The sequence below is a fragment of the Frateuria sp. Soil773 genome, assembly GCF_001428405.1.
Classification (GTDB): Bacteria; Pseudomonadota; Gammaproteobacteria; order Xanthomonadales; family Rhodanobacteraceae; genus LMSL01.
Genome location: NZ_LMSL01000039.1, coordinates 231,149 through 254,065, shown reverse-complemented (window position 1 = coordinate 254,065; position 22,917 = coordinate 231,149). Strand labels below are relative to the sequence as shown.

Annotated in this window: 22 protein-coding genes; 16 read left to right on the top strand and 6 right to left on the bottom strand. The window is 63.6% G+C overall.

Features of this window, described 5'->3' with window-relative positions; all coding sequences use genetic code 11:
* Positions 1-87 precede the first annotated feature (87 nt).
* Together ASG87_RS13110 and ASG87_RS13105 are read right to left on the bottom strand one after the other, a co-directional pair.
* Positions 88-597 (bottom strand): hypothetical protein, encoded by a 510-nt coding sequence (locus ASG87_RS13110; RefSeq protein WP_157511082.1) that lies wholly within the window; start codon positions 595-597, stop codon positions 88-90.
* A complete protein-coding gene (locus ASG87_RS13105) occupies positions 594-1,232 on the bottom strand; it encodes a cation transporter (RefSeq protein ID WP_056005798.1) in 639 nt (212 codons plus the stop codon). Before ASG87_RS13105 ends, ASG87_RS13110 begins: the two co-directional genes overlap by 4 nt.
* 63 nt (positions 1,233-1,295) lie before the next feature.
* Here ASG87_RS13105 and ASG87_RS13100 point away from each other — a divergent pair, with 63 nt between their 5' ends.
* Positions 1,296-1,697: a helix-turn-helix domain-containing protein gene (locus tag ASG87_RS13100; protein WP_056005795.1), complete on the top strand. Its 402-nt coding sequence runs from the start codon at positions 1,296-1,298 to the stop codon at positions 1,695-1,697.
* A 239-nt stretch (positions 1,698-1,936) separates the two neighbouring features.
* Here the strand turns inward: ASG87_RS13100 and ASG87_RS13095 are convergent, their stop codons facing one another.
* Positions 1,937-3,184, bottom strand: a complete 1,248-nt coding sequence (locus ASG87_RS13095) for a cation:proton antiporter (RefSeq protein ID WP_056005792.1) — start codon at positions 3,182-3,184, stop codon at positions 1,937-1,939.
* 109 nt (positions 3,185-3,293) lie between these two features.
* Between ASG87_RS13095 and ASG87_RS13090 the strand changes: the two genes are divergently transcribed.
* Both ASG87_RS13090 and ASG87_RS13085 read left to right on the top strand, forming a co-directional pair.
* On the top strand, positions 3,294-3,791 hold the full coding sequence (locus ASG87_RS13090) for a hypothetical protein (protein WP_157511081.1): 498 nt from the start codon (positions 3,294-3,296) through the stop codon (positions 3,789-3,791).
* A gap of 744 nt (positions 3,792-4,535) precedes the next feature.
* Positions 4,536-4,850 (top strand): DUF736 domain-containing protein, encoded by a 315-nt coding sequence (locus ASG87_RS13085; RefSeq protein WP_056006500.1) that lies wholly within the window; start codon positions 4,536-4,538, stop codon positions 4,848-4,850.
* A 60-nt stretch (positions 4,851-4,910) separates the two neighbouring features.
* Here ASG87_RS13085 and ASG87_RS13080 read toward each other — a convergent pair whose 3' ends face one another.
* The 3 genes from ASG87_RS13080 to ASG87_RS13070 all read right to left on the bottom strand — a co-directional run bounded on the left by ASG87_RS13080 (position 4,911) and on the right by ASG87_RS13070 (position 7,310).
* Entirely contained in the window at positions 4,911-5,603 is a 693-nt protein-coding gene (locus tag ASG87_RS13080) for a hypothetical protein (protein WP_235499647.1), read from the bottom strand.
* A 155-nt stretch (positions 5,604-5,758) separates the two neighbouring features.
* A complete protein-coding gene (locus ASG87_RS13075; RefSeq protein ID WP_056005786.1) occupies positions 5,759-6,871 on the bottom strand; it encodes a toll/interleukin-1 receptor domain-containing protein in 1,113 nt (370 codons plus the stop codon).
* A gap of 136 nt (positions 6,872-7,007) precedes the next feature.
* A complete protein-coding gene (locus ASG87_RS13070; RefSeq protein WP_056005783.1) occupies positions 7,008-7,310 on the bottom strand; it encodes a helix-turn-helix transcriptional regulator in 303 nt (100 codons plus the stop codon).
* A 372-nt stretch (positions 7,311-7,682) separates the two neighbouring features.
* Between ASG87_RS13070 and ASG87_RS13065 the strand changes: the two genes are divergently transcribed.
* The 13 genes from ASG87_RS13065 (at position 7,683) to ASG87_RS13005 (ending at position 22,894) form a co-directional block, all read left to right on the top strand.
* Positions 7,683-8,030 carry a DUF2958 domain-containing protein gene (locus ASG87_RS13065; RefSeq protein ID WP_056006493.1) on the top strand — a complete coding sequence of 116 codons (348 nt, stop codon included), beginning with the start codon at positions 7,683-7,685 and terminating at the stop codon, positions 8,028-8,030.
* 321 nt (positions 8,031-8,351) lie between these two features.
* The gene (locus tag ASG87_RS13060; protein ID WP_056005781.1) at positions 8,352-9,110 is read left to right on the top strand and encodes a DUF2285 domain-containing protein; all 759 of its coding nucleotides are present in this window, start codon (positions 8,352-8,354) and stop codon (positions 9,108-9,110) included.
* An 83-nt stretch (positions 9,111-9,193) separates the two neighbouring features.
* Positions 9,194-9,490, top strand: coding sequence for a helix-turn-helix domain-containing protein (locus ASG87_RS13055; protein WP_056006491.1), 297 nt, complete (start codon positions 9,194-9,196; stop codon positions 9,488-9,490).
* Positions 9,491-9,516: 26 nt separating this feature from the next.
* Positions 9,517-10,344 (top strand): replication initiator protein A, encoded by an 828-nt coding sequence (locus ASG87_RS13050; protein WP_056006488.1) that lies wholly within the window; start codon positions 9,517-9,519, stop codon positions 10,342-10,344.
* Positions 10,345-10,609: 265 nt separating this feature from the next.
* A complete protein-coding gene (parA, locus tag ASG87_RS13045) occupies positions 10,610-11,248 on the top strand; it encodes a ParA family partition ATPase (protein ID WP_056005778.1) in 639 nt (212 codons plus the stop codon).
* Positions 11,245-11,496 carry a chromosome partitioning protein ParB gene (locus tag ASG87_RS13040; protein WP_157511080.1) on the top strand — a complete coding sequence of 84 codons (252 nt, stop codon included), beginning with the start codon at positions 11,245-11,247 and terminating at the stop codon, positions 11,494-11,496. The genes parA and ASG87_RS13040 overlap by 4 nt, the downstream gene beginning before the upstream one ends.
* The gene (locus ASG87_RS13035) at positions 11,493-12,017 is read left to right on the top strand and encodes a DUF2840 domain-containing protein (RefSeq protein ID WP_056005772.1); all 525 of its coding nucleotides are present in this window, start codon (positions 11,493-11,495) and stop codon (positions 12,015-12,017) included. Before ASG87_RS13040 ends, ASG87_RS13035 begins: the two co-directional genes overlap by 4 nt.
* Complete coding sequence (locus tag ASG87_RS13030) at positions 12,014-12,589, top strand: S26 family signal peptidase (RefSeq protein WP_056005769.1); 576 nt, start codon at positions 12,014-12,016, stop codon at positions 12,587-12,589. Before ASG87_RS13035 ends, ASG87_RS13030 begins: the two co-directional genes overlap by 4 nt.
* A 436-nt stretch (positions 12,590-13,025) precedes the next feature.
* Complete coding sequence (locus tag ASG87_RS13025) at positions 13,026-14,984, top strand: relaxase/mobilization nuclease and DUF3363 domain-containing protein (RefSeq protein WP_056005766.1); 1,959 nt, start codon at positions 13,026-13,028, stop codon at positions 14,982-14,984.
* A gap of 234 nt (positions 14,985-15,218) precedes the next feature.
* Positions 15,219-15,794 carry a sigma-70 family RNA polymerase sigma factor gene (locus ASG87_RS13020; protein ID WP_056005764.1) on the top strand — a complete coding sequence of 192 codons (576 nt, stop codon included), beginning with the start codon at positions 15,219-15,221 and terminating at the stop codon, positions 15,792-15,794.
* Positions 15,795-15,883: 89 nt separating this feature from the next.
* Positions 15,884-16,876, top strand: coding sequence for a FecR domain-containing protein (locus tag ASG87_RS13015; protein ID WP_056005761.1), 993 nt, complete (start codon positions 15,884-15,886; stop codon positions 16,874-16,876).
* Between the two features lie 61 nt (positions 16,877-16,937).
* A complete protein-coding gene (locus ASG87_RS13010) occupies positions 16,938-19,532 on the top strand; it encodes a M1 family aminopeptidase (RefSeq protein ID WP_200949096.1) in 2,595 nt (864 codons plus the stop codon).
* 200 nt (positions 19,533-19,732) lie between these two features.
* The gene (locus ASG87_RS13005) at positions 19,733-22,894 is read left to right on the top strand and encodes a TonB-dependent receptor (protein WP_082582956.1); all 3,162 of its coding nucleotides are present in this window, start codon (positions 19,733-19,735) and stop codon (positions 22,892-22,894) included.
* The last annotated feature ends 23 nt before the right edge of the window (positions 22,895-22,917 follow it).

The following is a 22,917-nucleotide window of genomic DNA, read 5'->3' as shown; positions in this document are numbered from 1 at the left end:
CGGCAAGTTTGCTGGCCGGTTTCAACGTCTACCAAAAAATTGTCTCGACACCTTCTTCGACCCTGCACCGACGTTCATCGGCACCTGTCAGTGGATAGGGATCAAAATCCCGGCACTGGCACCCAGCGTTCGTTCGTGGCTGGCGCTGAAGCTGTATCCGTAGCTCGGTTCGAGATACCAGCCGATCTTGCGTCCTTGCCACGGCCAGAACATGAAATCTAGAGCAACCTCGGCGCCCAGCGTGTTGTAGCTCCGCCCGTGTGCAACCGTGTGGCTCCAGCTTGGGCCCGCGCCGATCATGAATTCGACCGTTGGAGACAGCGTGAATGGCTTCTTAAAGAGCAAATCCATATCCCACTCGATCCGGCCTCGGCTGAACAGGGGCGTCACACCGCCTTCAATCTCCAGCCAATGCTCGATCGGTGTGGTTTCCACGGCGAATGAAGGTCCATGGCCGGCGCCGTTGCCATTGATCGTCCATTCGCCGGCCGAGCCGATCTCCACGATGGCTGCCGGCTCCTTCTCTGCCTCCTGAGCGTCGGCGCTGACGGTAGAGATCGTCATGATCGCGGCGCACATCGCAGCGAGGATTCTCATGATGCCCACTTCATGTCAGGCCGTCTGTGCCAGAGAGGCCAGGCCACACGGAATACGCGCGCAGCGGAGCGCACGAACAGGGCGGCGATGATGAGGCCAGCCACGATATCCGGCCAGCCGCTGTGCAGCCATGCCACCAGACCACCCGCTATCAGTACGCCAGCATTTGCGATCATGTCATTGCGGGAGCACTCGAAAGTACTGGCCATATTCACGTTTAGAGCGCAGAAACGAGCGAAAAGAATCAGACACGCCAGATTTCCGGCCAGTGCGATCGCCGTCATCGTCACCATGACGGTGCTCGACGGCACGCTCCCTTCGACGATCTTGAACGTCGTGTCGATGACGATTGCAACACCGAAGGCGAGAATCAGCCCGGCTTTCGCGAGCGCCGCGCCTGCTTGCCAGCGCTCTCCTCGCGTGAGTGCGTACAGACTGAGTGCGTAGACGAGGGCGTCGCCGAGCATGTCCACGGAGTCCGCCACCATCGCGCTCGATCGCGCGACGAGACCGAGCGCCAGTTCCGCGGCGAACAGCACCGCGTTGATGACCATGACGATCACCAGAACCCGCCGCTGGCTTCGTCGTGCCAGGGCATTCAGGGTTTCGGCCTTGCCGGAGCAGCAGCCGTCCATTCGCATCCTCGATTCAGTGCGAGGATGGATGTATAAAGCCTGTAGTCACTATAGGGTCAAGTCATGGATCACTACCGCATCGGCGATCTGGCGCGCGCTACCGATACCAAGGTCGAAACGATTCGCTGGTATGAGAAGCAAGGGCTGATGCCAGCGGTATCGCGTACTGCCGGGAATTACCGCCTCTATGCGCCCGCTGCGCTAGCCCGGCTGAGCTTCATTCGCCGCGCACGCAACCTTGGGTTCTCGCTCGATCAGGTGCGCGGGCTTCTCGGTCTTGCCGAACAACGTGATGCCGACTGCGCCTCGGTCGACGCGCTTGCCGCGACGCATCTTGCCGAGATCGATCGGAAAGTTGCCGACCTGATGCGGCTGCGCAAGGAGCTTTCCGACCTGCTCGTGTCGTGCAAAGGTGGCCGGATCGCAGAATGCAGAATCATTGATGCACTGACACCGAGGATCTGAATTTTCATAAAGCGAAATGCAGATGGCGAACCCGCGGTCGCTTTCATAGCGCCTTCCGCGATTGTGGTGCGGTGACCTCACTTGCCGTACCGCGCAGCGCTCACCGTAATGGGCGGGCTTGGCTCAACAGCAGGGGTCCATGCGGGTCGAATTAGATCGAGGTTGCCATGCAGCCCGAAGATCCAGACACCAAGACTGGCCATAAGGCGGCTTGACCAGTTGGCCGTAGCAAGGCGAACTCAGACTCTGTTAACAGGGCCATATGGTTCATCGGCACGTTTGCCAGCGAACAACATGACCAGCGGTGACGTCGCGATCGTGGTAGTCAACGCCATCACGAGCAGCATCGTGAACAGTGCGGGCCCGATGACGCCGGCGTCGAGGCCGATCTTCATCACGATCAGCTCCATCAGGCCGCGTGCGTTCATCAATGACCCGATCGCGAAGCTGTCACGCCAGGAGTGACGGGCGATGCGCGCGCCCGCCGCACCGCCGAGCACCTTCCCGAGGATCGCCGCACCCACGATGACGGTCATTGCCCCTAAACCCGCGCCGACGAATGCGTCGCGCGTGGTGTTGAGCCCGGCAAGCGCAAAGAAGATCGGCATCAGCACGACGATGGCGACGTACTCGACGCGTTCCATCAGGTACTTGAGCAATCGATCGTCACGCGGCAAACAAGCGCCAAACAGGAACGCACCGAAAACCTCGTGCAGGCCGAGCCACTGGGTGGCCGCCGCGCAGCCGAACAGGCCAACCATCAGTGTCGTCAGCAGCATCAGCGTTGGCCTACCGTCGCCAGCGTAACGCGCGAGTAACCAAGCGTAGACGGGGCGCAAGACTCCGAAGACGACGACACACATCGCCACCATGCCGATCGTGGTCTTCAGAAAGCCGTTTAAGCCGGTATGCGAGCCGAGCAGTGCGACAACGAGGGCGAGCAGGATCCATGCAAATACGTCGGTGATCGCGGCGCTCGCCAGCGCGAGGCGGCCGATGCGCGTTTGCGTAAGGTCGCGGTCTTTCAGGATGCGCGCGAGCACCGGGAAGGCCGTGATCGACATCGCTGCCGCCATGAACAGTGCGAACGGCCAGAACGCCACGCCCTTCGGCGCCAGTGGGTAAACCAACGGCGCGACACCGAGGCCCAGTGCGATCGGCATCAGGACGCTCATGATGCCCACCGCTCCGGCTTCGCGAAACTGTGCGCGGACGCCGTTTGGCGCACGCAGTTCTACGCCGACGATGAACATGAAGAGCACAAGGCCCAGCGTCGATAGCGACGTCAGTGGCGGCAGTGCTTCTTTCGCGAACAATTGCGCGTGGAACCCGGGAAACCATGTACCTAAGACGATAGGGCCGAGCAGCAGTCCCGCCACCATCTCGCCGATCACGGGCGGTTGGCCGACGTAGCGCAGCAGCAAGCCGCAGAGCCGGGCTGTGGTGAGGATGATGACGAGTTGGAGCAGCAGGGGCGTGTGAGCCATGGTAGTCCGCCTGACAGAGAGGCCAATTCTGCAATAGGTCAGCGCCGGCGACAGCGCTTGGGTACTTGTAAGGCAACTAGGTTACAACGCGCCGGCAGATCTGCATCTGTTGCCCGAGCTGGATCGCTCCTGGTCACCGTTCAAGACCTATCCGTTGCGCAAGCAGCGTGGGGTGCGCTGGTTTGGCTGGCGTAACCTGATGATCGCGGCGATCAACGCCGACCTGGAACAGCACCTGTTCGGGCTTTCGCCGAGCGAAGACTGGTGGCCGGGCGCTGATCCGAAGAACAGCGGCGGCGTGCGCGGTTTGTACCGCTTTGCTTTCGACGGCGGTCTGCCGGCGACTGCAGCTGTGGCCGCCGTTAGCGGTGATGAGCTGTCGATCCATGTGTTGCTCCACCCGCGCCATGCGCAAATCGAGGCCGACAATTGCGGTGGCATCAAGGACGGTGCAGCGGTCGCTCATGGCTGGCTGGAACGCCGGCTCGGCGCGTGGATACAGGATGGCGGCGAGGACTTTTCATGCAAACGCGCCGTGCAGGCGCGCGTGGCCGCGGTGGTGATCGAGCCGCACGGTTATGCCGACCAGGGCAGCTTCATCCTGTAGCGAGTTCGCTTCGGCGTAGTCGGTCCGTGTGCGGGTACAGGGCGTGGCGGCGCTTGCGCGCCGCCGGGCTCTCGGGCTGCGCCCCGTGCCGGCAGTGCCGTCACGGCCATCCGGCTTCGATCCCTCACGCCTTCGCGCCTGCGGCACTGCGCGCTCCGCTTGCCGGGGATCCATGCGCTCCACCGCCATGGGCGGGCTTGTAGCGCTACGTCCCCGCTTGCTGCAGCAGGTTGTGCCTGAGCATGCCGTCCCCGACGCTGCCGGCTGGTTGCCTAATCGTCACGAAGGACGGTTCACCGACATGCCACCCGGCCTTGTTTCATGGAGCTTCCACGCCACGCCTCAAGCACGTCGCCGCAAGCTGCGGTGCGGGGCGCTCTCGCTGTCGCCCTCGCCGTTGGAGGGTCGGCCTTGCCCGCGTCAGGGCGCGAGCCGGTGAAGCCGTCGCGTGGAGAAGCTGAGTCGGCCCTATCTCCTCTCGGGAGCGGGCGGCCCCTGCGTCCTTGTCTCGTTGTGAATCCTGGCGAGGGCGCGGCTGCGCCTTGGGCTTCATGGCCGCAACCTTCCAGCGAAAGCAATTTCCCCGCCGCTGCGCGGCTTCCTCGCGCAGCAAATTCCTTTCGCTTCCAGGTGCTCCACGGTGTTGCGCCCGCTGCGCGGTGCGGCCAGCCCATCCCTCGCCGGCCGGTTCACAACAAGGACGCGATGGGCGCGACCTTGTTCAACCCGAAAGGAGAAAACATCATGGCAAACATCGGCAACTTCACCGCAGAGAAAGATGGCTTCACCGGCACGCTCCGCACCCTGACGCTCAACGCCAAGGCCAAGTTGGTTCCCAACGACAAGGGCGACAGCGAGAACGCCCCCGACTTCCGCCTGCAGGCGGCCGGTCACGACATCGGCGCGGCGTGGAAGAAGACCAGCGAGGCCGGGCGGGACTACCTGTCCGTGACCCTCGACGATCCTTCGTTCCCGGCACCGATCTACGCCCGCCTGATCGAGGACGAGGGCGGCGTGCACCGCCTGATCTGGTCGCGCAGCAAACCGCAGGCGGCCTGACGGCCGTCTCACGCGCCCCGCCCTCGTGGCGGGGCGCAACTTCTATTTGGTCTGCCCCATCTACTCCAGCAGATCGGGTAGGCAGTCCGCGAATTCGGGCTGGATCTTGGTCATTGGCTTGGCGATGGCCTCATCGCCAGTCAGGATCGCGAGCGCCATGCCGGTCATTGTCGTCAGGCCGTTGCCGTTGCGTAGGACCTGCAGGGCAAGATGAACCGGGAAGCCCTCCGCACTGCGACGTAGTGGGTGGATGCCGCCATGCACGAACGAGTTCATCGCATGCCACGATACGTTCTTGAAGCGCACTAGCATCTGATGCGCAGCGACCGGGACGCCTTGGCCGACCCGCTTGCCGATCTGGTTGATCATTTCGCTGGCGCCTGGCAGGTTTTTCGCCGCCTGTTCGCTCTCCAGTGTGAGCGGAGCCAGCAGCTTGGCGATGGCTTGGTCGCTGGCCGCATAGATCAGCCACATGGCACGGGTGAGCGCCTCAAACTGCAGACGCATCAGGCTGACGGCCGAGTTGGGAAGCCCGAATGCCATCAACGCCCGCAGTGCGGCTCCGTGCTCCAGCGCGACGAAACACATGCCGAAAGCAGCTTCGCCGCGGAGCGAACCATCGAACTCCGCACCATCAAGCAATGACAGCAGCTTCTCGTGCAGTTCGCCGGAGCGATGGAGCATACGTTCCAGCGGATCATCCGGATTCGGGTTTTCTTTCTCCATACCATCATCGTAGAGCGTGTCATGCATGCGTGCGTCTCCCGGCGATGCCGGGGCGCGTTGGCGTGCTACGCATCGAGCCGCCAGTGGCGTCTCGCCCCGTTCGGGCTTTCATCGCTGACGCCTGCGCGCTGCACTTGCCATACCATAAGGGATAGCAGTCTTGATGCCGGCATGGCTTGCCGCTACTTGATCCGCAGTCGCCTCAATAGTTTGGCCAACCCGATGGCATATTCCTCTGAGCTGGTGAAGTCCGCGTAGAGCTTGCCCTGCAGAAAGGCGGGGAGCTGGCATTTCTCATACAGCAATGGAAGCACGACGACTTCACCGCTGGCGATTTCACGGTTGATCGCAATATCGAGTTCCTTCTTGACCCACGGCGCATCAATGGATTTCGCGGATAATACGACCCCGATGTAGCGGGTCTCTTTCATACCTTCTTCGATCTTTGCCGTGAGCGAATCGCCGACATCGATCTCGGCTTCATCCACCCACACTTGAGGTACCCCGTGTTCGAGAAGATCCTTGCGAAGCTGCCGGACGAATGGTTTGTCCGCACTGGTGTGGCTCAGAAAAATCCCGTGATACTTTTCCTGATGGGGATCTGCTTTCACCAACTCGACGGCATCGAGAATAAGCCTGTTGGTGGCGGCTTCGGAGGAGGGCGGAGTGACGAGCCAGCCGGCTGTCGAGCCGATGGCAACGCGTCCGCCCAGACTGTAGCCCTCGGGTGTGGACGCGATGGAGACGTAGCCCTCATGGTCATCATCGGCCAGACAAAGGCTCCATCCAGCTGTAGCCAAGGAAGCAAAGTACCGCGCAAACGGACTTTCGTGGTCAATAGCACCCATCCGTCGACCTTTCTTGAGCTGGAGATCGCCGCGCTTGACCAGTTTTGCTACTGCAGGCGCGGCGTAACCGTATGAGGTTTCCCGATAGCCGAAGAAATTCATTCGCTTGGGCTCGGCGAGGCACCAGACGACCGTCGCACCAGCGGCGATGGCGGCCTCAAGCTCTTTCTCCCTATCCGTACTGTCGAATACCGTATCGAGGTCGTACTGGTCCTTCTTCCTCTTCAGATCACCGAGCTCGTTGGGAGAGTTGGAGAACTCGCCTTCCTCTCCGAACAGGAAGTGCGAATAGCTCTTTGGATGAATGACGATGACATCGTATTCGTACAGGGCGAACGCTGCGCGTTCCTGATCAACGGACGGTTGGCACAACCCGAGGTTGTCGAATTCAACGCCATCGATCGCGGTGCCGGAATATTTCAGACCAACAGTGAGCACTCTTTTCATGGGCGTCCTATTCAACATGAAACCGTGGCACGCAGAGCGCCAAAGCGTGGCCTTGCGTATCGATCAAAGAGGGACTGCCTTGGCGCGTGAACAGCGTGTGGCCCCGTTGGGTCCATCGGGTTCAATTGACCCGGAATCAATGGTGCGCGGTGGTCCGCGCTGCTATGACCATCTCTTGCAGTTCCCGACGTACCTGCTCCAACAGTTGCTCGGTCTTGCGGTCGTTTGCGCCGGCATAGGCCAGCGTCAGCAGCGTGAGCGGGTGGATGCCCATGACCTCGCATAGCGCGGCCAGCTTGTGCAGAGTGGGACTTTTCAGGTCGCGCTCCAGCGTGCTCAGATACGTGCGGCTGGACACGTCGGAAAACGCTTCCTGGCTCAAGCCACGCGCTTTCCTGACCGTCTTCAATGCCGCCGCGAGTCCGAGCTTGGCCGCCACCTGGGGTTTCCCCTAAAAATCAAGATGACAGCCGATTGAGTCCTATAGGGCTACAATCTATAGTGTTCATTAGCCAAGGCTGATTTCCCGTATCCGCGCCTTTGCGCCGATCCGCTTGTGGGGATGCCTTCCCATCCGAGGAATCGCGTGCGTGCTTCTACGGAAATCCACCAAGGCGGTTTCGCACATGTGCGCTTTCGCGGATACATAGGCAGGTGCATCCGTGCTTTCACGCAAAAGCACGGAGCCGGAGTGGGGGATGTGTGCATCCGTCCATAAGCACGAATGCGCGGTGGCGTATCCGTGCGGTACCGGCAGCGGCATAGGTGGGGTCGATACTCGGGGGGAGGCAATCTTGTGGGGACGGTGACCGTGAATTCCCTCGTGACCGACGAGGAGCGTGCACAGCTGTTGGCGAACGGCGAGGCTCGCGCTGCGGCAGGGGATTTCGATCCGATGCCGGTCGTCAAGCTGTTCACGCCGGACGCGCACGCTACCTGGTTGCTGGCCGCGCTCGATCCCGCCGATGGGGACACGGCTTGGGGGCTTTGCGATGTCGGCATCGGCATGCCCGAACTGGATACCGTGCGGTTGTCGTCCTTGGCGTCCATTGTCGGCCCGCGGGATCGGCCGGTGTTGCGCGATCGGTATTTCTGCCCGGCCCGGCGGTTGTCGGAGTACGCGCGGCTGGCCCGAGCTAACGGCTCGATTCCCGACTGATCGGTAGTGGCACAGCGCAGGCAAGTGCGGTGCATTGTCTCATTTTCGGTCTTGCGCGAGACCGACACGGCAACAATCGCGATTGTTGCGCCAGAGGTCAGGTGCCTGACGTAAACGGCCGATATCGAAAGCGCGGTCCGATGCACTCTGGCCGGTGAAGCGCGGAACACAGCGCCCGCGACCGCCGCACCCGGACGCGCCGCGCCGTAGACCGGAACCAAACGGTCATCGTCTAGCCAGCCCGGTCGCCATGACGTTTTGACGATCGCACGCGGTTCGCGGCGTCCGCCGCGACGCCTTGCGTTGCCATCGAGGTGCGCCATGACCGGTCCTGCCCCCTATGCCTGGCACGCCAGTGCCGCCTATCTCTACGTGCTGCATCTCGATGGCCCAGCACTAGCCTGGGAATACCTGCGTCGCCATCCCGACTACCGCCGCGACTGGCGCCATCACGGCCGTACCGGCGCGGTGGCACGATGGGGATTGCACATGCTGGAAAACCCCAACCTGGATGCGCGCGATGCGCATCCGGTCTGGTATCCCGAACCGGCGGGCGTGGTGCAGCTGCATCCCGATCTGGCGCCCGCCGCGGATGCCATGCGGTTCGACTTCTGGAGCGTCGCCGGCCACAAGCGGCTGTTCCACGATGGCCGGCACCTGGCATTGACCGTCTGGTCGCCGGGGCACTGGCAGCGCTTCGCGCTCGCCTTGGCGCTGGAACAAGGTATGCCCTATGTCCAGGCCGTTCACGGCGGCGATCCCGCGTTGCCGCCCCTCGCCAGCGACCCGGTGCCGTGGTCTCGCAGCCGGGCACGGCCCAGCCGTGGCGCGCTGCTGGAGACGCACACCTTGCAGGCGCTGGATGCCGCATTGGCGGGCGCGACGCTACGCGAGGTGGCTGAAGTGCTGTACGGGCCGGTTCGGGTTGCGGCCGACTGGCATGCCGACAGCGCACTGCGTGCCCATGTGCGACGCCTCGCGCAACGCGGCGCAGTGCTGATGCGTGGCGGCTACCGCCGCCTACTGCAGCATGCGCCGGCCGTACAGGGACGTTTGCATGGGCCTGCAGAACGTCCCTGAGCAAACCGCCGTTCCTTCCCGAGACTGCCCCCATCCGGCCGTGCTGCGGCCGCTGGCGCCCTCAACCGATGGAGGCTCCCCTCATGCGACCCGCTCCCGTGCGGCCCTATGCCGCCCATACTGCTGCGCTGCCACCGGCCGCAACCACGCAACCGCCGCGCTACCTGACCAACGACGAAGCGGCCGGCTACCTGCGGTTGTCGCCGCGCACGCTGGAAAAGCAGCGTGTGCTGGGTGGCGGACCGCGCTTCCGCAAGTTTGGCCGGCGGGTCATGTACGCCGTCGCCGATCTCGACGCCTGGGCCGACCAGCGGAGCTTCGAGGCCACATCCGATCCCGAGTACGCCGAGTGCCACGCGGCGGACAGCCGTGCGCGCTGACCGGCCGCGTGCCGGCGGCCATCGCCATGTCCCGGCCCGCATGCGAACCGCTTGTACCGTTCCGTGCGCTGCCGGGCGACATGGCTCCGCGCGACAGCCAGGATCTGATGGCCTTTCCGTTCTTCTCGCTGGCGAAGTCGCGGCGCACGACGCCGATCGACTTCCAGGCTGGCGGCGTGACCATTCGCGTGGAAGGGACGGCCGAGCACGGCATCGCCACCATCTGGGATGCGGACATCTTGATCTGGGCCGCCAGCCAAATCGTCGAAGCCCGCGATGCGGGCATTCCGACCTCGCGGCTGATGCAGGCCACGCCCTACGAGATCCTGCGCTTCATCGGCCGGGGCACGTCGCTGCGCGACTACCGGCGCCTCAAGGCCGCGCTGGATCGGCTGCAATCGACCACCGTAGCCACATCCATCCGCGAGACGACCGGCCGGCGCCTGCATCGCTTCTCGTGGATCAACGAGTGGAAGGAGCGTGCCGATGCGCGCGGCACGCCGCTGGGCATCGAGCTGATCCTGCCGGACTGGTTCTACGCGGGCGTGCTCGACGCCGCGCTGGTGCTGACCATCGACCCGGCGTACTTCCGGATCACGGGCGGCATCGAACGCTGGCTATACCGCTTGGCGCGCAAGCACGGCGGACGCCAGCACAGTGGCTGGCAATTCGATTTTCGACACCTGCACCGCAAGTCCGGGAGCGCCGCGCGCTACTCGGACTTTGCCTACGACCTGCGCGCCTTGGTGGCGCAGCAGTCGCTGCCCGGCTATGTGCTGAGCATCGAACGGCTGTCGGTGGATGGAGTGGAATGGCTGACGTTTCGGCCCGTGCCATTCACGGCACGGGGATAACACGGGGACAAACGGTGAATAGCCTCGTGCTATCAGGCGTACCGAGACTCGTGCTATCGGGAGTACGGCACTCGTGCTATCAGGAGTACGCATCTGCCGCAGACCCAACAATGGCGCGGGGTCGCGCGTCCCCTAACTTCTCTAACTTAAAAGCATTAACGGGTAGCAGCGCCCCATCGTTACGGTGCACAAACGCTGGTGGACCAAAGCCACCGATTTGCGCGCGGCAGGGAACGGCCGGCTTTCCCCCAGGGAGGTCGGCATCATGATCGTCGCCTTCCTCAACCAGAAAGGTGGCGTCGGCAAGACCACGCTCGCCACGCACGTCGCCGGCGAGTTGGCGATGCGTGGCCATCAGGTCATCCTGCTCGATGCCGACCCGCAGGGATCGGCACTGGACTGGACGCAGCGACGCGCCCAGCAGGGCTTGCCACGGCTGTTCAGCGCCGTGGGCCTTGCCCGCGAGACGCTGCACCAGGAAGCGCCGGAGCTGGCCCGTCGCGCCGATCATGTCGTCATCGACGGCCCGCCGCGCATCGCCGCGCTGGCGCGCTCGGCGCTGCTGGCGGCCGAGCGCGTGCTGATCCCGGTGCAGCCCAGCCCCTACGACCTGTGGGCGTCGGCAGAGATGGTGGCGCTGATCCGCGAGGCACAGATGTTCCGTCCGGCGTTGCGCGCGTCCTTCGTCATCAACCGGCGCGTCAGCACGACGATCATCGGCCGCGAGGCACGCGGCGCGCTCGCGGAGCAACCCTTCCCGGCGCTGCGCGCCGAGGTGCATCAGCGCATCGTGTTCGCTGACAGCGCGGCCGCAGGGCGTCTCGCCCGCGAGACGGTGCCCGGCAGCATCGCCGCACGCGAGATCGCCGCCCTCGCCGATGAACTGTTGCGATGGTCATCATGAACGCGACCAGCGGCAAGCGCATCGCCATCGGCGCGCGTCCGCCGGCGGACCCGCACGCCGAAGCGTGGGTTCGCCAGGGCGATGGCGAAGCGCTCCAGAAAGGCGATCTCTACACCGCGCGTCTGACGCTGGACGTCACCCCTGCGCTACGTGCGCGCATCAAGGTCTCGGCGTTCACGCAGGGCGTGACCGTCGCCGAGCTGTTGCGCGTACTGCTGGAGCGCGAGTTCCCGGAGTACACGCCATGAATGTTGCCACGCAGGCGGCCGCGAACGCGTCGCCGCAGCCGTTACCCGCGCTCGCCGGCCAGGCGGCGCTGACGCGCGTCTCGCTGGCCTTCGTCGCGCGACGCCTGAATCTCTACCTGCGCTTCGGCGCGCCGGTGCGTGTCATGGCGTGGGATCGCTGGCGACGCGTCGCCGTGTTCGTGCCGGCGTCGATCTTCTGTCGCATCCGCTGGGAAGCCAACGACTACAGCACAACGCGCTGGCAGCTCATGGTGATGCAAGCCTGCACACCGTTGGACGCCATGCAGCGCATCCCCGGCGTGCAACCCGGTGCGCGTCTGCTGCTGCATGCCGAGAGCGAATGCCAGGTGCGGGCCGCGCTGGAACGCATCGACGCCATTGAGGCGCAGGGCACGGCCGCCACCGACGTGTCGCCCGCGTACTGGCGCACGCTGGGCAACCGCCTGGCGGCCCACCAGCCGCTGCCGGACTACACCGCTGCGCGGCATGCCGCCTGGCTTGCCGGGAGGGTGCTGCAATGACGACGTCCTCGGCACTCGACAGGCCTGCATGTCCTCGCTCGCGCCGTCGCGCTCGCCTCGTACTGGCGAGCCTTTCGGCATGCGGCCTCGCTGCGCTGGCCTGGGCATTTTTCGTGTCGCCGCTGCCGCGCTTCGTCTACAACCCGTCCGACAGCGTGGCGGTCGGCTGGTATCGCGTCGATCCGCCCAAACCCGGCGTATCGGCGCCGCACGTCGGGAGCCTCGTGCTGGTACCGCTGCCGGCCGCTGCCGCGGCGCTGGCCGCGCGACGCGGCTACCTGCCGAGGGGTGTTCCGCTGCTCAAGCCGGTCGCTGCGGTCGCGCCGCAACGAGTGTGCGTAACCGACGGTCGCGTGCGCATCGGCGGCGTGCTGGTGGCCATCGTACTGCGCAGGGATGGTATGGGCCGGCCGCTGCCATTCTGGCCGCAGTGCCGGCGCCTTCGTCCTGGCGAACTGTTCCTGCTCGGCACGACGAATCCGGCGTCGTTTGACAGTCGCTACTTCGGCCCAGTAAGCGCATTTGCCGTGCTCGGCATCGCGCATCCGGTGTGGCTGGAGACACGCCGATGATGGCCGCCGACTCGCTACGCTTCGCCGTGTCCATCGGCCTGTCGTTGCGGTGGTTCCCTCCGTGTCGTCGCGCGGGTCGTGCGGGTGCCTTCGCACCGCACGTCGCGCGACATCCGGCGAGGTCTCGCCCCGTGCAGATGGCTTACCCCGAGCGCACCATGCCGGTGGCATGGCGGACGCGCGCCCACGGTCACGCTGTACGAGGTGCTGCACCGCCAGCGCGCTGCAGATTGGAGCGACGGCGCAAGTCAAAGGCGCAGGGCAAGATAAAGGGTCGCAGCACTCCGTGGCGCGAAAGAGCCGTCTGCACATGGGGGTGGCGCGGCACGCGCCAAGGGTCGGCAGCGTGCCGCGAGCGTGCGCAGCGCAGCGCTGGCAGGTGTGAAGGCGCGTGCTTCGCGCGCGGGGCGGCGTTGGACAGGGAGGGAGCCGTCGCATGAGCCGCCACGACGACGACCGTTTCCGTATCCGGCCAGGGGCGCCCAGACATCGCGGCGACGCCTTCATCAACCAAGTGCTGCGGCAGACCAGCAAGGCCGGCGCGCGGGCCGGCAAGACGATCCGCAAAGCCGGCCAACGTCCCGGTGCTCGACTTGGGCGCGGCCACGTCGCGGCGCGCTTTGCGGGCCGGGGCCTTGGGCCGAACGCCCGGCGCGTTACTGTCAAGGTGCGGCTGGTCAACCTGAAACAAGCCGGCCGACGCTCGACCGCTGCGCACCTGCGCTACATCGAGCGCGAAGGCGTCGACCGCCAGGGCGGGCCGGGCCACGCCTACGGGTCGACGACCGATGCCGCCGACCTCGACGCGTTCAAGGAACGCGGCGCCGATGACCGCCACCAGTTCCGCTTCATCGTCTCGCCGGAGGATGCCGAACACATCGATGACCTGCGCACCTACACGCGCCACCTGATGGCGCGCGTGGAAGCCGACCTGGGCACCCGGCTGGAATGGGTGGCAGTCGATCACTGGAACACCGACAACCCGCACACGCACATCGTCCTGCGCGGCAAGGATGACACCGGCAAGGATCTCATTATCGCCCGCGACTACATTGCCAAGGGAATGCGCCGGCGGGCGTCGGAACTGGCGACCGAATGGCTGGGGCCGCGTACCGAACTGGAGATGCGGCACGCCATGCGGCGCGAAGTCGATCAGGAGCGCTGGACGGGTCTGGACCGTACCTTGCAGCGCGAGGCCCTGGACGGCTTGCTGCGGCCGGAAACCTTGGCTGCCCCCAAGCTGCAACGACAACGACAACTGCTGCTTGGACGCCTGCAACGCTTGCAGCAGATGGGCCTGGCGACCGAGCGGCCGCCCGGCACCTGGGCGATCCACGCCGACGCCGAGCCGACCCTGCGGGCCATGGGCGAGCGCGGTGACATCATCCGTACGATGCAGCGAGCCATGCGTGGCCGGCAGCGCGAGTTGACCGTATTCCAGGCCGGGGAAGAGGGGCGCGTCCTTGTGGGCCGTGTCGTCGGCAAAGGGTTGGCCGACGAGCTGCACGACAAGGACTATCTGATCCTTGATGGCACGGATGGCAAAGCGCACTACGTTGCGCTGCCGCCACGGTCGGAGCCGGAGCAGTACCCGACTGGCGCCGTGGTGGAAGTGAAGGGTTCGGCCGATATGCGTGCGGCGGACCGGAATATCGCCGGACTAGCCGTCGATGGCGTGTACCGCACCGACCATCACGTGGCCATGGCGCAAGGGCAGGCCACGCCCGATCGTGATCCGCGCGAGGTGGTGGCGACCCACGTGCGCCGGCTCGAAGCCCTTCGCCGCGCCGGTATCGTAGAGCGCGAGGCCGAAGGCGTCTGGCGTGTGCCCGACGATTTGGAGGAGCGAGGTCGCCAGTACGACGCGCAGCGGCTCGGCGGCGGTGTAGCGGCAGAGCTGAAATCGCACTTGCCGATCGAGCGGCAGACCCGCGTTATCGGCGCCACCTGGCTCGACCAGCAGTTGATCGGCGGCGGCCAGGGGCTGGGCAACCTGGGCTTTGGGGTCGAGGTAAAGGACGCGCTACACCAGCGTGCCGACTTCCTGGTCGAACAGGGGCTAGCCGAGCGGCGCGGGCAGCGCGTCGTCCTCACGCGCAACCTGCTGGCGACGTTACGAGGGCGCGAACTGGCGAAAGCTTCGCAGGACATCGCCAGCGAAACCGGCCTGGAGCATCGGCCGGTGGCCGACGGGCAGCGCGTGGCGGGCATCTACCGGCGTAGCGTCCTGCTCGCCAGCGGACGCTACGCCATGCTCGATGACGGCATGGGATTCAGCTTGGTGCCGTGGAAGCCGGTGATCGAACAGCGGCTGGGGCAGCAGCTTGCCGCAACCGTACGCAGCGGCGGCGTGTCTTGGGACATCGGACGGCAGAGGGGCATGTCAATCACGTGATGCGGGGGCTCACCTATCAGGGGTCCGGGCAGCCCGGCGTTCCACTCGAGAGGGCCCGCTACGCATCCTACGGCGTCAGCATGTTTTAGGGGCGGGTAGGGTGGATGGCATGCTGCTGCATTTAACAAAAATGGCCTATAAAAATCTACCTTTTATGCCGTCTCTCCTTACGTTGCATCGTGCATGTCGGTGGGTCGATGATGTGCCCGAAAACCACGTGTGGCGGCATCCGACATGGCTCATCGCTACGACGATCTTCTAGAGATGGCACGGGAGGTTCCCGCGAATGGCGATATGCGAACGCACGGCTTCGCAGCGTTCTCGCGCCTGCAGTACGGAGGGCTGTTGAGCTTCTTGCGCCGTCGCACAGCCAACGAAGAGGACGCCCGGGATGCCGCTCAAGAAAGCATGATGCGGCTGATGCGTTACCGCGACACCGAGCCTGAAGTGGCCTGGAAGCCGCTGCTCTACCGCATTGCCATCAACGTAGTAGGCGAACAATACCGCCGCGGCAGCGCGCGCCAGAGCACCCACCACGTGCCGATCGACGACTTGGAGCTGGTTTCCGATGAGCCGACCCAGGAGGAGCTGGTAACGCATGCACAACAGGAAGCCTTGCTGCGTAAGGCGCTTCTATCGCTGCCACCGCGGTGGCGGCAGGTCTATTTGCTGAGCCGGATGGGAGGCATGACGTATGCCGAGATTGCCACCCATTGCGGCATTTCTGTGAAAACCGTCGAGAAACACATGACGAACGCTCTGGCCGCGTTGTGCGACAGGGTGGGGTCAGGAGCCGCTGATGCATCTTAGGGAACATGAACAGGCGTCTGCCACCGATCACCAGGCGACCACAGACGGCCCGGGTACGCCTGCACTTAGTCCAGGGGTATCGAAATAGCATGGCGGTGCAGCCTACCAGTGCTGAAGTCCGCGCCACCGCGCAGCGGTGGTTTGCGCGGCTGTTGGCGTCCGATTGCAGCGAGTCCGAACGTGCCGCGTTCGTTCGCTGGCGTACGGCCGATCCGGCGCACGATGCGGCCTATCGCCAGGTCGAGGACATCTGGACGCGCAGCGCCCGGATGCGGGAGGATCCCGCCATCGCCATGGCCCTGGCGGAAGCGCTGCAGCCCGCCAAGTGGTACTACCCCATATCGAGCCACAAGTGGCTGTCACTGGCCGCGGCGGCAGCGGTGATTCTGGTGGTGGCGACGGCATCGTGGTGGTTCTGGCTGGGGAACGCGTCGGCGGTCCGCTATGTCACCGCACTCGGCGAGCAGCGTACGGTGGCGCTGGAAGATGGCTCGCGGGTCGTCCTGGATACGAATACGGAATTGCTGGTGCGCTTCGGCCACCGAGAGCGCGATCTCACCTTGAAGCACGGTCGGGCGGACTTCACCGTGCAGCACGATGCCCAGTGGCCGTTCGTCGTTCACACCGCCGAGGGATCGGTCACTGCCACCGGCACTCGGTTCCAGGTCCGTGTGCAGGACGACAAGAGTACGGTGACGTTGCTGCAGGGCGGGGTAAAGGTCGCCACGAACGATGCTGCCAAGTCGGTCATATTGACGCCGAGCGAAAGCATCATTCTGGAACCGTCCGGCCGGCTCGGTGCATCCCACGCGGTTTCAGACGCGGAATTGAGCAGCTTGCGCGGCTGGACTCAAGGGAACTTGGTCGTCAAGGGATGGCCGTTGACGGCGGTACTCGCGGAAATGAATCGCTATTCCAGTACCAAGCTGCGCCTGGGCGATCCGAGCCTGGGTAGCACGTCAATCAGTGGCGTATTCAAGGCTGGCGATCAGAAATCGTTTGCCATGGCCTTGGAGTACGGATGGGCGATTCATGCCGATCTGCGGTCCGCCGACAACGAGATCGTGCTGACCCGGCGATAGGCCGACCATTGGCGGGTGTTATCGCTCGCTTCCCTTACTCTTTCCGACGCGAGAAATTCCCTTGCAGCGCGCCTCCCTTTTGTTCCTGATCGTGGCTTCGGCATTTTCGTTCACCCTGCATGCCGAAGTGCCGGAGGGCATACCCAGGACGCTCGCGCAGGAACGTGCCGCACGCGTTTCCGACATCCATTACGCATTGCATTTCTCGCTCGTGTCGCATGCGGCGACGACCGAGGCCAGCGAGACGTTGGAATTTACGCTCAGCGATGCGGGCCAGCCGCTGCTGCTCGATTACCGTGATGGCCGGCTGAAATCACTCACGATCAACGGACACGCAATCGCGCCGACGCTGAGCAACGGCCATATCGTGTTGCCTGTCGGCGATCTGCACGTTGGCAAGAACGTGGTCGCGGCGAGCTTCGCCTCCCATGTGGCCACGGCGGAAAAGGCCATCACCCGCTTCGACGATCCGGTCGACGGTGCCGAATACCTCTACACGCTGTTCGTACCCATGGACGCGAGCATGGCTTTCCCGTGCTTCGACCAGCCAGACTTGAAGGGTAGGTTTCAACTGACTTTGGACGCGCCGGTCGCTTGGACGCTGCTTTCCAACACGGCAATGGCCCGTCGTGAAGCGAGCAGCTCCCAGCAGCAGGTGGCGTTCGAAGAAACCAAGCCCATCAGCACCTATCTGTTTGCCTTCGCAGCTGGTCCATTTGTGAAGGTGCATGATGAAGAAGGGCTGCCGGGCCTGTACGTGCGCAGGTCGAAAGCCGCAACGGCCGAGAAGGAAGCGCCGGAAGTGCAGCGGATGGCCGCCGACGGCATGCGCTACCTGTCCGGCTACTTCCGGCAGCCCTTCCCCTTTCCTAAGTACGACATGGTGCTGATCCCCGGCTTCGCCTTCGGTGGCATGGAGCATGCGGGTGCCACCTTCCTGCGCGAGGAATCGGTGCTGTTCCGCACGGCGCCCACGCAGACCGATCTACTCAACCGCGACATCGTCGTCCTGCACGAACTCACGCATCAATGGTTCGGCGATTTCACCACCATGCGCTGGTTCGACGATCTGTGGCTGAAGGAAGGATTCGCGGAATACATGGCCTTCCAAGCCCTGGATACGCTCAAGCCGCAAGACCATGTCTGGAAGCGTTTCTACGAGCTGATCAAGCCGGGTGCCTATGACATCGACCAAACGCAGGGCACCACGCCGATCTACCAGGACATCTCCAACCTGACGGATGCGAAGTCGGCATACGGGGCCATCGTCTACAGCAAGGCGCCCGCCGTATTGAAGCAGCTTGCCTATGTGCTGGGACCGAAGCATTTCCGCGAAGGGTTGGTCCGCTATCTGGCCGGTCACCCCTACGGCAACGCGGCGTGGAACGACCTGATCCACGCCTTCGAAGCGGCCAGCGGGCAACCGCTGGACCAGTGGGCAGAGGCATGGATACGCCGTCGCGGCATGCCCATGGTGCAGGCAGACTGGTCGTGCCGGGAGGGCAGGCTCGATCACCTCGTGCTGACGCAACACGATGTGTTGGGCACGAACACATTGTGGCCGATCGCATCCAAGGTATTGCTGGGGCATGCGGATGGCACGCAGACCTTGTTGGATGCGCGCTGGAACAAGCAAAGCGCGGCGGTACCCGGTGCGGCTGGGCAAGCATGCCCCGCCTACGTTTTCGCCAATGCGCAGGACGAAGGCTACGGCTTGTTCCTGCTGGACAAGCAAAGCCTCGCCTACGTCGCGGCGCATCTCGACGCCGCCAGGGGCGGCATCGCCGAGCCCTTCCTGCGTTCGATGCTATGGGGTTCGCTGTGGCAAAGCGTGCGGATGGCGCAATACGATCCGGCCCGCTATGCCGAATTGGTGCTGCACAATCTGCCCGATGAAAGGGACACGCCGCTTGTGGAGCGCCTGTTGGCGCATGAGCAGACCGCGCTGCACCACTATGTAGGCGTGGCGCGGCGGCGCGAGGTGGGGGCATCCCTGTCGCGTATGGCCATCGGGCGCATGAGCAGCGACCCCGATCAGGATTTGCGCATCACCTGGTTCCATGCACTGCCCGGATTGGCCGAGGTGGAACCTGGCCGGTCGGCGATGAAATCGCTGTTGCGGGGCAAGTTGAGCATTCAAGGCGTGCAACTGCGGGTGCAGGACCGCTGGAGGCTGGTCACCGCCTTGATCGCTTACAACGACCCGGAGAGCGAGGCCCTGCTGACGTCCGAACAGCAACGTAGCGGTGCGGACGATGGCCCAAAATACGCCTACGTCGCGCGAGCTGCCAAGCCCGACAAGGCCAACAAGCAATTCTACTTTCACGATTACCTGAACAATCCGAAACGCTCGGAAGACTGGATCACGCTGAGCCTGGACACGTTCAACTACTGGAACCAACCGGATCTGACCGAGCCATTCGTCAAGTCGGCCCTGGATGCCCTGCCGCAAATCAAGCAGCAGCGAAAGATTTTCTTCCTGATGGATTGGGTCGATGCCTTCCTTGGCAACCAGGAGTCGCCTGAGATCGACCGGCAGGTGCATGCCTACCTGCAATCCAAGGGGATGGACGCCAACCTGAAGCTGAAGGTCCTGCAGGCGCTGGACGAGCTGGACCGGACGGTGAACATCCGCAGGACTTATGGCGTGAAGTAAGCCGCTATGACCACCGGTCGGCGGCGATGTCCCCGGCAGGGGGACGCTGCCCTGATGAACCAACCCAGGGCCGGCCAAGAATTTTCTCCCGCGCGGTAGGGTCTCCTCCCCTCCCATGCATTACAGGATCGTGACGGACCGATGTTCGTTGCGCTAAGGATGATATTGGCGGCCAGCAACCTATCCGTGGGGGAGGGGACATGAAGGCTGATTCAAAGAACGTTCGTACGATGCGTGGCTTTCCGCGACATCGGTTGTACGTAGGTCTATTCGCCGCATTGGCTGCATTGGCCGTAGATTTCCCGGTGCAGGCACAACAAGCACGCGCCGTGGATATCGCGCCGCAGCAGTACAGCATCGCGGCAGGGGAGCTGGGCGATGCGCTCAATCAATTGGCCGCCCAGAGCCAGATGCAGATCTCCTACGCGCCCGAACTGGTGCAGGGCAAGACGGCGCCCGCCATCAGCGGGCACATGACATGGCGAGAGGCGCTGGACAGACTGCTGGCGGGCAACGGGCTCGAATACAGCGTGGTCGGCCAAAATCTGGTCGCCATCCGAAAGTCGGGGCCACACCACCCGCGGACGGCGCCCCGTTCATCGGGGGACGGTCCTCGCGCCGTACCGAGTCCGCCGCCTGCATCCAAGCCGACGACACTCCAGTCCATAACGGTGCTCGGTTCGCTGCTCCCGCGTACACGCATCGAAACGGCGAGCCCGTTGGTCGTGATTTCCGCGGAAGACATCAAGAACCACGGCTTTTCGAGCGTGGCAGACGCATTGCAAAACCTCTCCTTCAATACCGGCGCCAGCAGCAATAACGGCCTCAATGCCGGTACTACCGGTCAATCGAAGCCTTGGGCTACGAAGACCGTCAGCTTGTTCGGCCTTGACCCGAGCTACACCAAATTCCTGATCAACGGGCGGCCGATGCCGACTTCTTCGCAGATCGCGGAGAGCAATAACTCAGACGAGTTGTACAACAATCTGAGCGGCATCCCGATCGACATGGTCGAGCGCATCGAAGTCCTGCCTGGTGCGCAGTCATCGTTGTACGGGTCCGATGCGATCGCCGGCGTCATCAACATCGTGCTCAAGAAGCACGTCCAGTTCGGTACGCTCGATGCGCGCTACGGCTGGTATTCGGACGGCGGTGGGCGCGAACGGATGGTGAGCGCGTCCGACAGCTTCGAGATCGGCAAACTGAGTCTGATGGTCGGCGCGCAGGTGAATGATCAGCAGCCGATGTGGGATTTCCAGCGTAAGGTCACCGCACAGAACTATGCAGGCGGCATCAGCCCACAGCAGGCGACAACGAATATCTATGCCCTTGGATATTCCGGAGCCACATATTTGCCGACGCAGCCGAGCGATTGCGGCAAGCTGACCGGGTTGTGGGGAGGCAGTGAACGTTATTACCTGGATCCAGTTTATGGCCCTTATTGCGGTTCGGTGAAAACCGAGGCGTACAACACTTTGCTCAACAAGGACCGGAACGCAAGCCTGAGCGTACACGCCGATTATGCCGTCAATGACGACGTGAATCTGTATGCCGACCTGCTCTACAACTACGAAGAGCAGGCGCACGCGTTGGACAAGCTCTTCGCTCCGATAATCTACGACCCGAACCTCGACGATGATGTGATCATCTGGCGTCAATTCGCACCCGAGGAAATATCCCATAGCCTCGATGGCCTGTTGACGCAAAGGAACTACGAGAACACCTACACCGCCACGATCGGCGGTAAGGTTGATTTCGGCGCGGGCTGGGACCTGGATGTCGGCTTCACCCGCGCCTATGAACGCTCCGACGAGCGTTCGAGCGAGATGCTGGCAACCGGTATCCCCGGTTCGTACGGCAATACGGTGCTTGGTCCGCAGCTAGGTACAAGCGCCGATGGTTCCCCCATCTATTCGCCGAATTACAGCCTGCTGGCCACGCCGCTCACACCTGAGCAATTCGCGGGGTATCTGGGCGCCGGGTCGAACAGGAGCACCGATCGCAACGATCAACTGCGCGCGCAGTTGACGCAGAGCTCGCTGTTCACACTGCCCGGCGGCGATGCAGGGCTGGCACTCGTGGTCGAGAAAGGCTATGAGACGTGGAAGTATCTGCCTTCCCCGGCGTTCACATCGGGTGAACTGTACGGCGTCGCCTTCGCCTTCAATCCAAGCGAGGGCCACCGCAACCGCTATGCGACCGCGGCGGAACTGAATCTGCCGCTGTTCAAGATGCTCACCGCCGATCTGTCGGGCCGTTACGACGCCTATGATGCGGAGGGCGCGCGTTTCAGCAAACCGACTTACAGCCTGGGGCTGGAGTTTCGTCCGTTCGACAGTCTGCTGTTGCGCGGCCGGTATGCCACGTCGTTCAAGGCACCGTCGCTGACCGACGAATTCGAAGGCGGCAGCACGAGCCAGAGTTTTGCGACGGACTGGGTCAATTGCTCCCGTCTGGGGTTTACGGGAGCCAATATCGGGAATTGTCCGTATCAGTACGCGGACGAGCCCATCACTCTGATGCAGACGAGCAATCCGCATCTGCAGCCGATGACGGCCAAAAGCTGGTCCTATGGCGTGGTCTGGTCGCCCACGACAAGCTTGTCGATGAACCTGGACTATCAGCACACCTCCATCCGCAACGAGGTGTTGCAAGAATATGCGGATTATCTTCTGCAGACCCAGTTGGATTGCGAAAACGGCACGCTGGAGCCGTCCTCGCCGACATGCAAGGCCGCCAACGAACAGATCACGCGTGACCCCGTTCCACCCGGTTCGCCGTTGCTGGGGCGCATCCGCTCCGTGGCCGCCACCAAGATCAACATCGCGCACGAACTGAACAACTCCGTCATCGCGGGTCTCGACTATCGTCTTGACGCGGGAGCTTATGGCCGGTTCGGGCTGCATCTGGCCTATACGCGCGTCCTGACCCACCGCCAGCAGCAATTTCCGGGCGACGAGGAGATCGATTTCCTCAACAGCCCGGGATTCTTCAGGACGGAGTTCGGGACGAAGGCGAATGCGTCGTTGACCTGGAGCAGGCGCAAATGGGACGTCACGCTTTACGGCACCTACTTCGGGCCGACGCCGAATTTTGCCGCCGCGAACAGCAACAGTTACGACGTGCCCTATGCCGGCAAACTCACGGCGTGGCGCATCTACAACCTCAGCATCAATTATTCGCCGACGCCGACTTGGCAGCTTTCGTTGCGTGCCAACAACATCAAGAACTCCATGCCGCCGGTCGACGTTACCCAGCCCGGGTATACCAATCAACCGTTCAATGCCGGCAACTACAACCCGTTCGGTCGCGAACTCTTTGTCGAGGCGCGTTACCGGTTCGGCATCGGCGGTGACCGCTGATCGCTTGTTTCCCATCCAATTGG

Coding starts and splice junctions, on each gene's coding strand:
- ASG87_RS13110 (WP_157511082.1), bottom strand. CDS start 597: ATGAGAATCCTCGCTGCGATGTGCGCCGCGATCATGACGATCTCTACC.
- ASG87_RS13105 (WP_056005798.1), bottom strand. CDS start 1,232: ATGGACGGCTGCTGCTCCGGCAAGGCCGAAACCCTGAATGCCCTGGCA.
- ASG87_RS13100 (WP_056005795.1), top strand. CDS start 1,296: ATGGATCACTACCGCATCGGCGATCTGGCGCGCGCTACCGATACCAAG.
- ASG87_RS13095 (WP_056005792.1), bottom strand. CDS start 3,184: ATGGCTCACACGCCCCTGCTGCTCCAACTCGTCATCATCCTCACCACA.
- ASG87_RS13085 (WP_056006500.1), top strand. CDS start 4,536: ATGGCAAACATCGGCAACTTCACCGCAGAGAAAGATGGCTTCACCGGC.
- ASG87_RS13080 (WP_235499647.1), bottom strand. CDS start 5,603: ATGCATGACACGCTCTACGATGATGGTATGGAGAAAGAAAACCCGAAT.
- ASG87_RS13075 (WP_056005786.1), bottom strand. CDS start 6,871: ATGAAAAGAGTGCTCACTGTTGGTCTGAAATATTCCGGCACCGCGATC.
- ASG87_RS13060 (WP_056005781.1), top strand. CDS start 8,352: ATGACCGGTCCTGCCCCCTATGCCTGGCACGCCAGTGCCGCCTATCTC.
- ASG87_RS13055 (WP_056006491.1), top strand. CDS start 9,194: ATGCGACCCGCTCCCGTGCGGCCCTATGCCGCCCATACTGCTGCGCTG.
- ASG87_RS13050 (WP_056006488.1), top strand. CDS start 9,517: ATGTCCCGGCCCGCATGCGAACCGCTTGTACCGTTCCGTGCGCTGCCG.
- parA (WP_056005778.1), top strand. CDS start 10,610: ATGATCGTCGCCTTCCTCAACCAGAAAGGTGGCGTCGGCAAGACCACG.
- ASG87_RS13040 (WP_157511080.1), top strand. CDS start 11,245: ATGAACGCGACCAGCGGCAAGCGCATCGCCATCGGCGCGCGTCCGCCG.
- ASG87_RS13035 (WP_056005772.1), top strand. CDS start 11,493: ATGAATGTTGCCACGCAGGCGGCCGCGAACGCGTCGCCGCAGCCGTTA.
- ASG87_RS13030 (WP_056005769.1), top strand. CDS start 12,014: ATGACGACGTCCTCGGCACTCGACAGGCCTGCATGTCCTCGCTCGCGC.
- ASG87_RS13025 (WP_056005766.1), top strand. CDS start 13,026: ATGAGCCGCCACGACGACGACCGTTTCCGTATCCGGCCAGGGGCGCCC.
- ASG87_RS13020 (WP_056005764.1), top strand. CDS start 15,219: ATGGCTCATCGCTACGACGATCTTCTAGAGATGGCACGGGAGGTTCCC.
- ASG87_RS13015 (WP_056005761.1), top strand. CDS start 15,884: ATGGCGGTGCAGCCTACCAGTGCTGAAGTCCGCGCCACCGCGCAGCGG.
- ASG87_RS13005 (WP_082582956.1), top strand. CDS start 19,733: ATGAAGGCTGATTCAAAGAACGTTCGTACGATGCGTGGCTTTCCGCGA.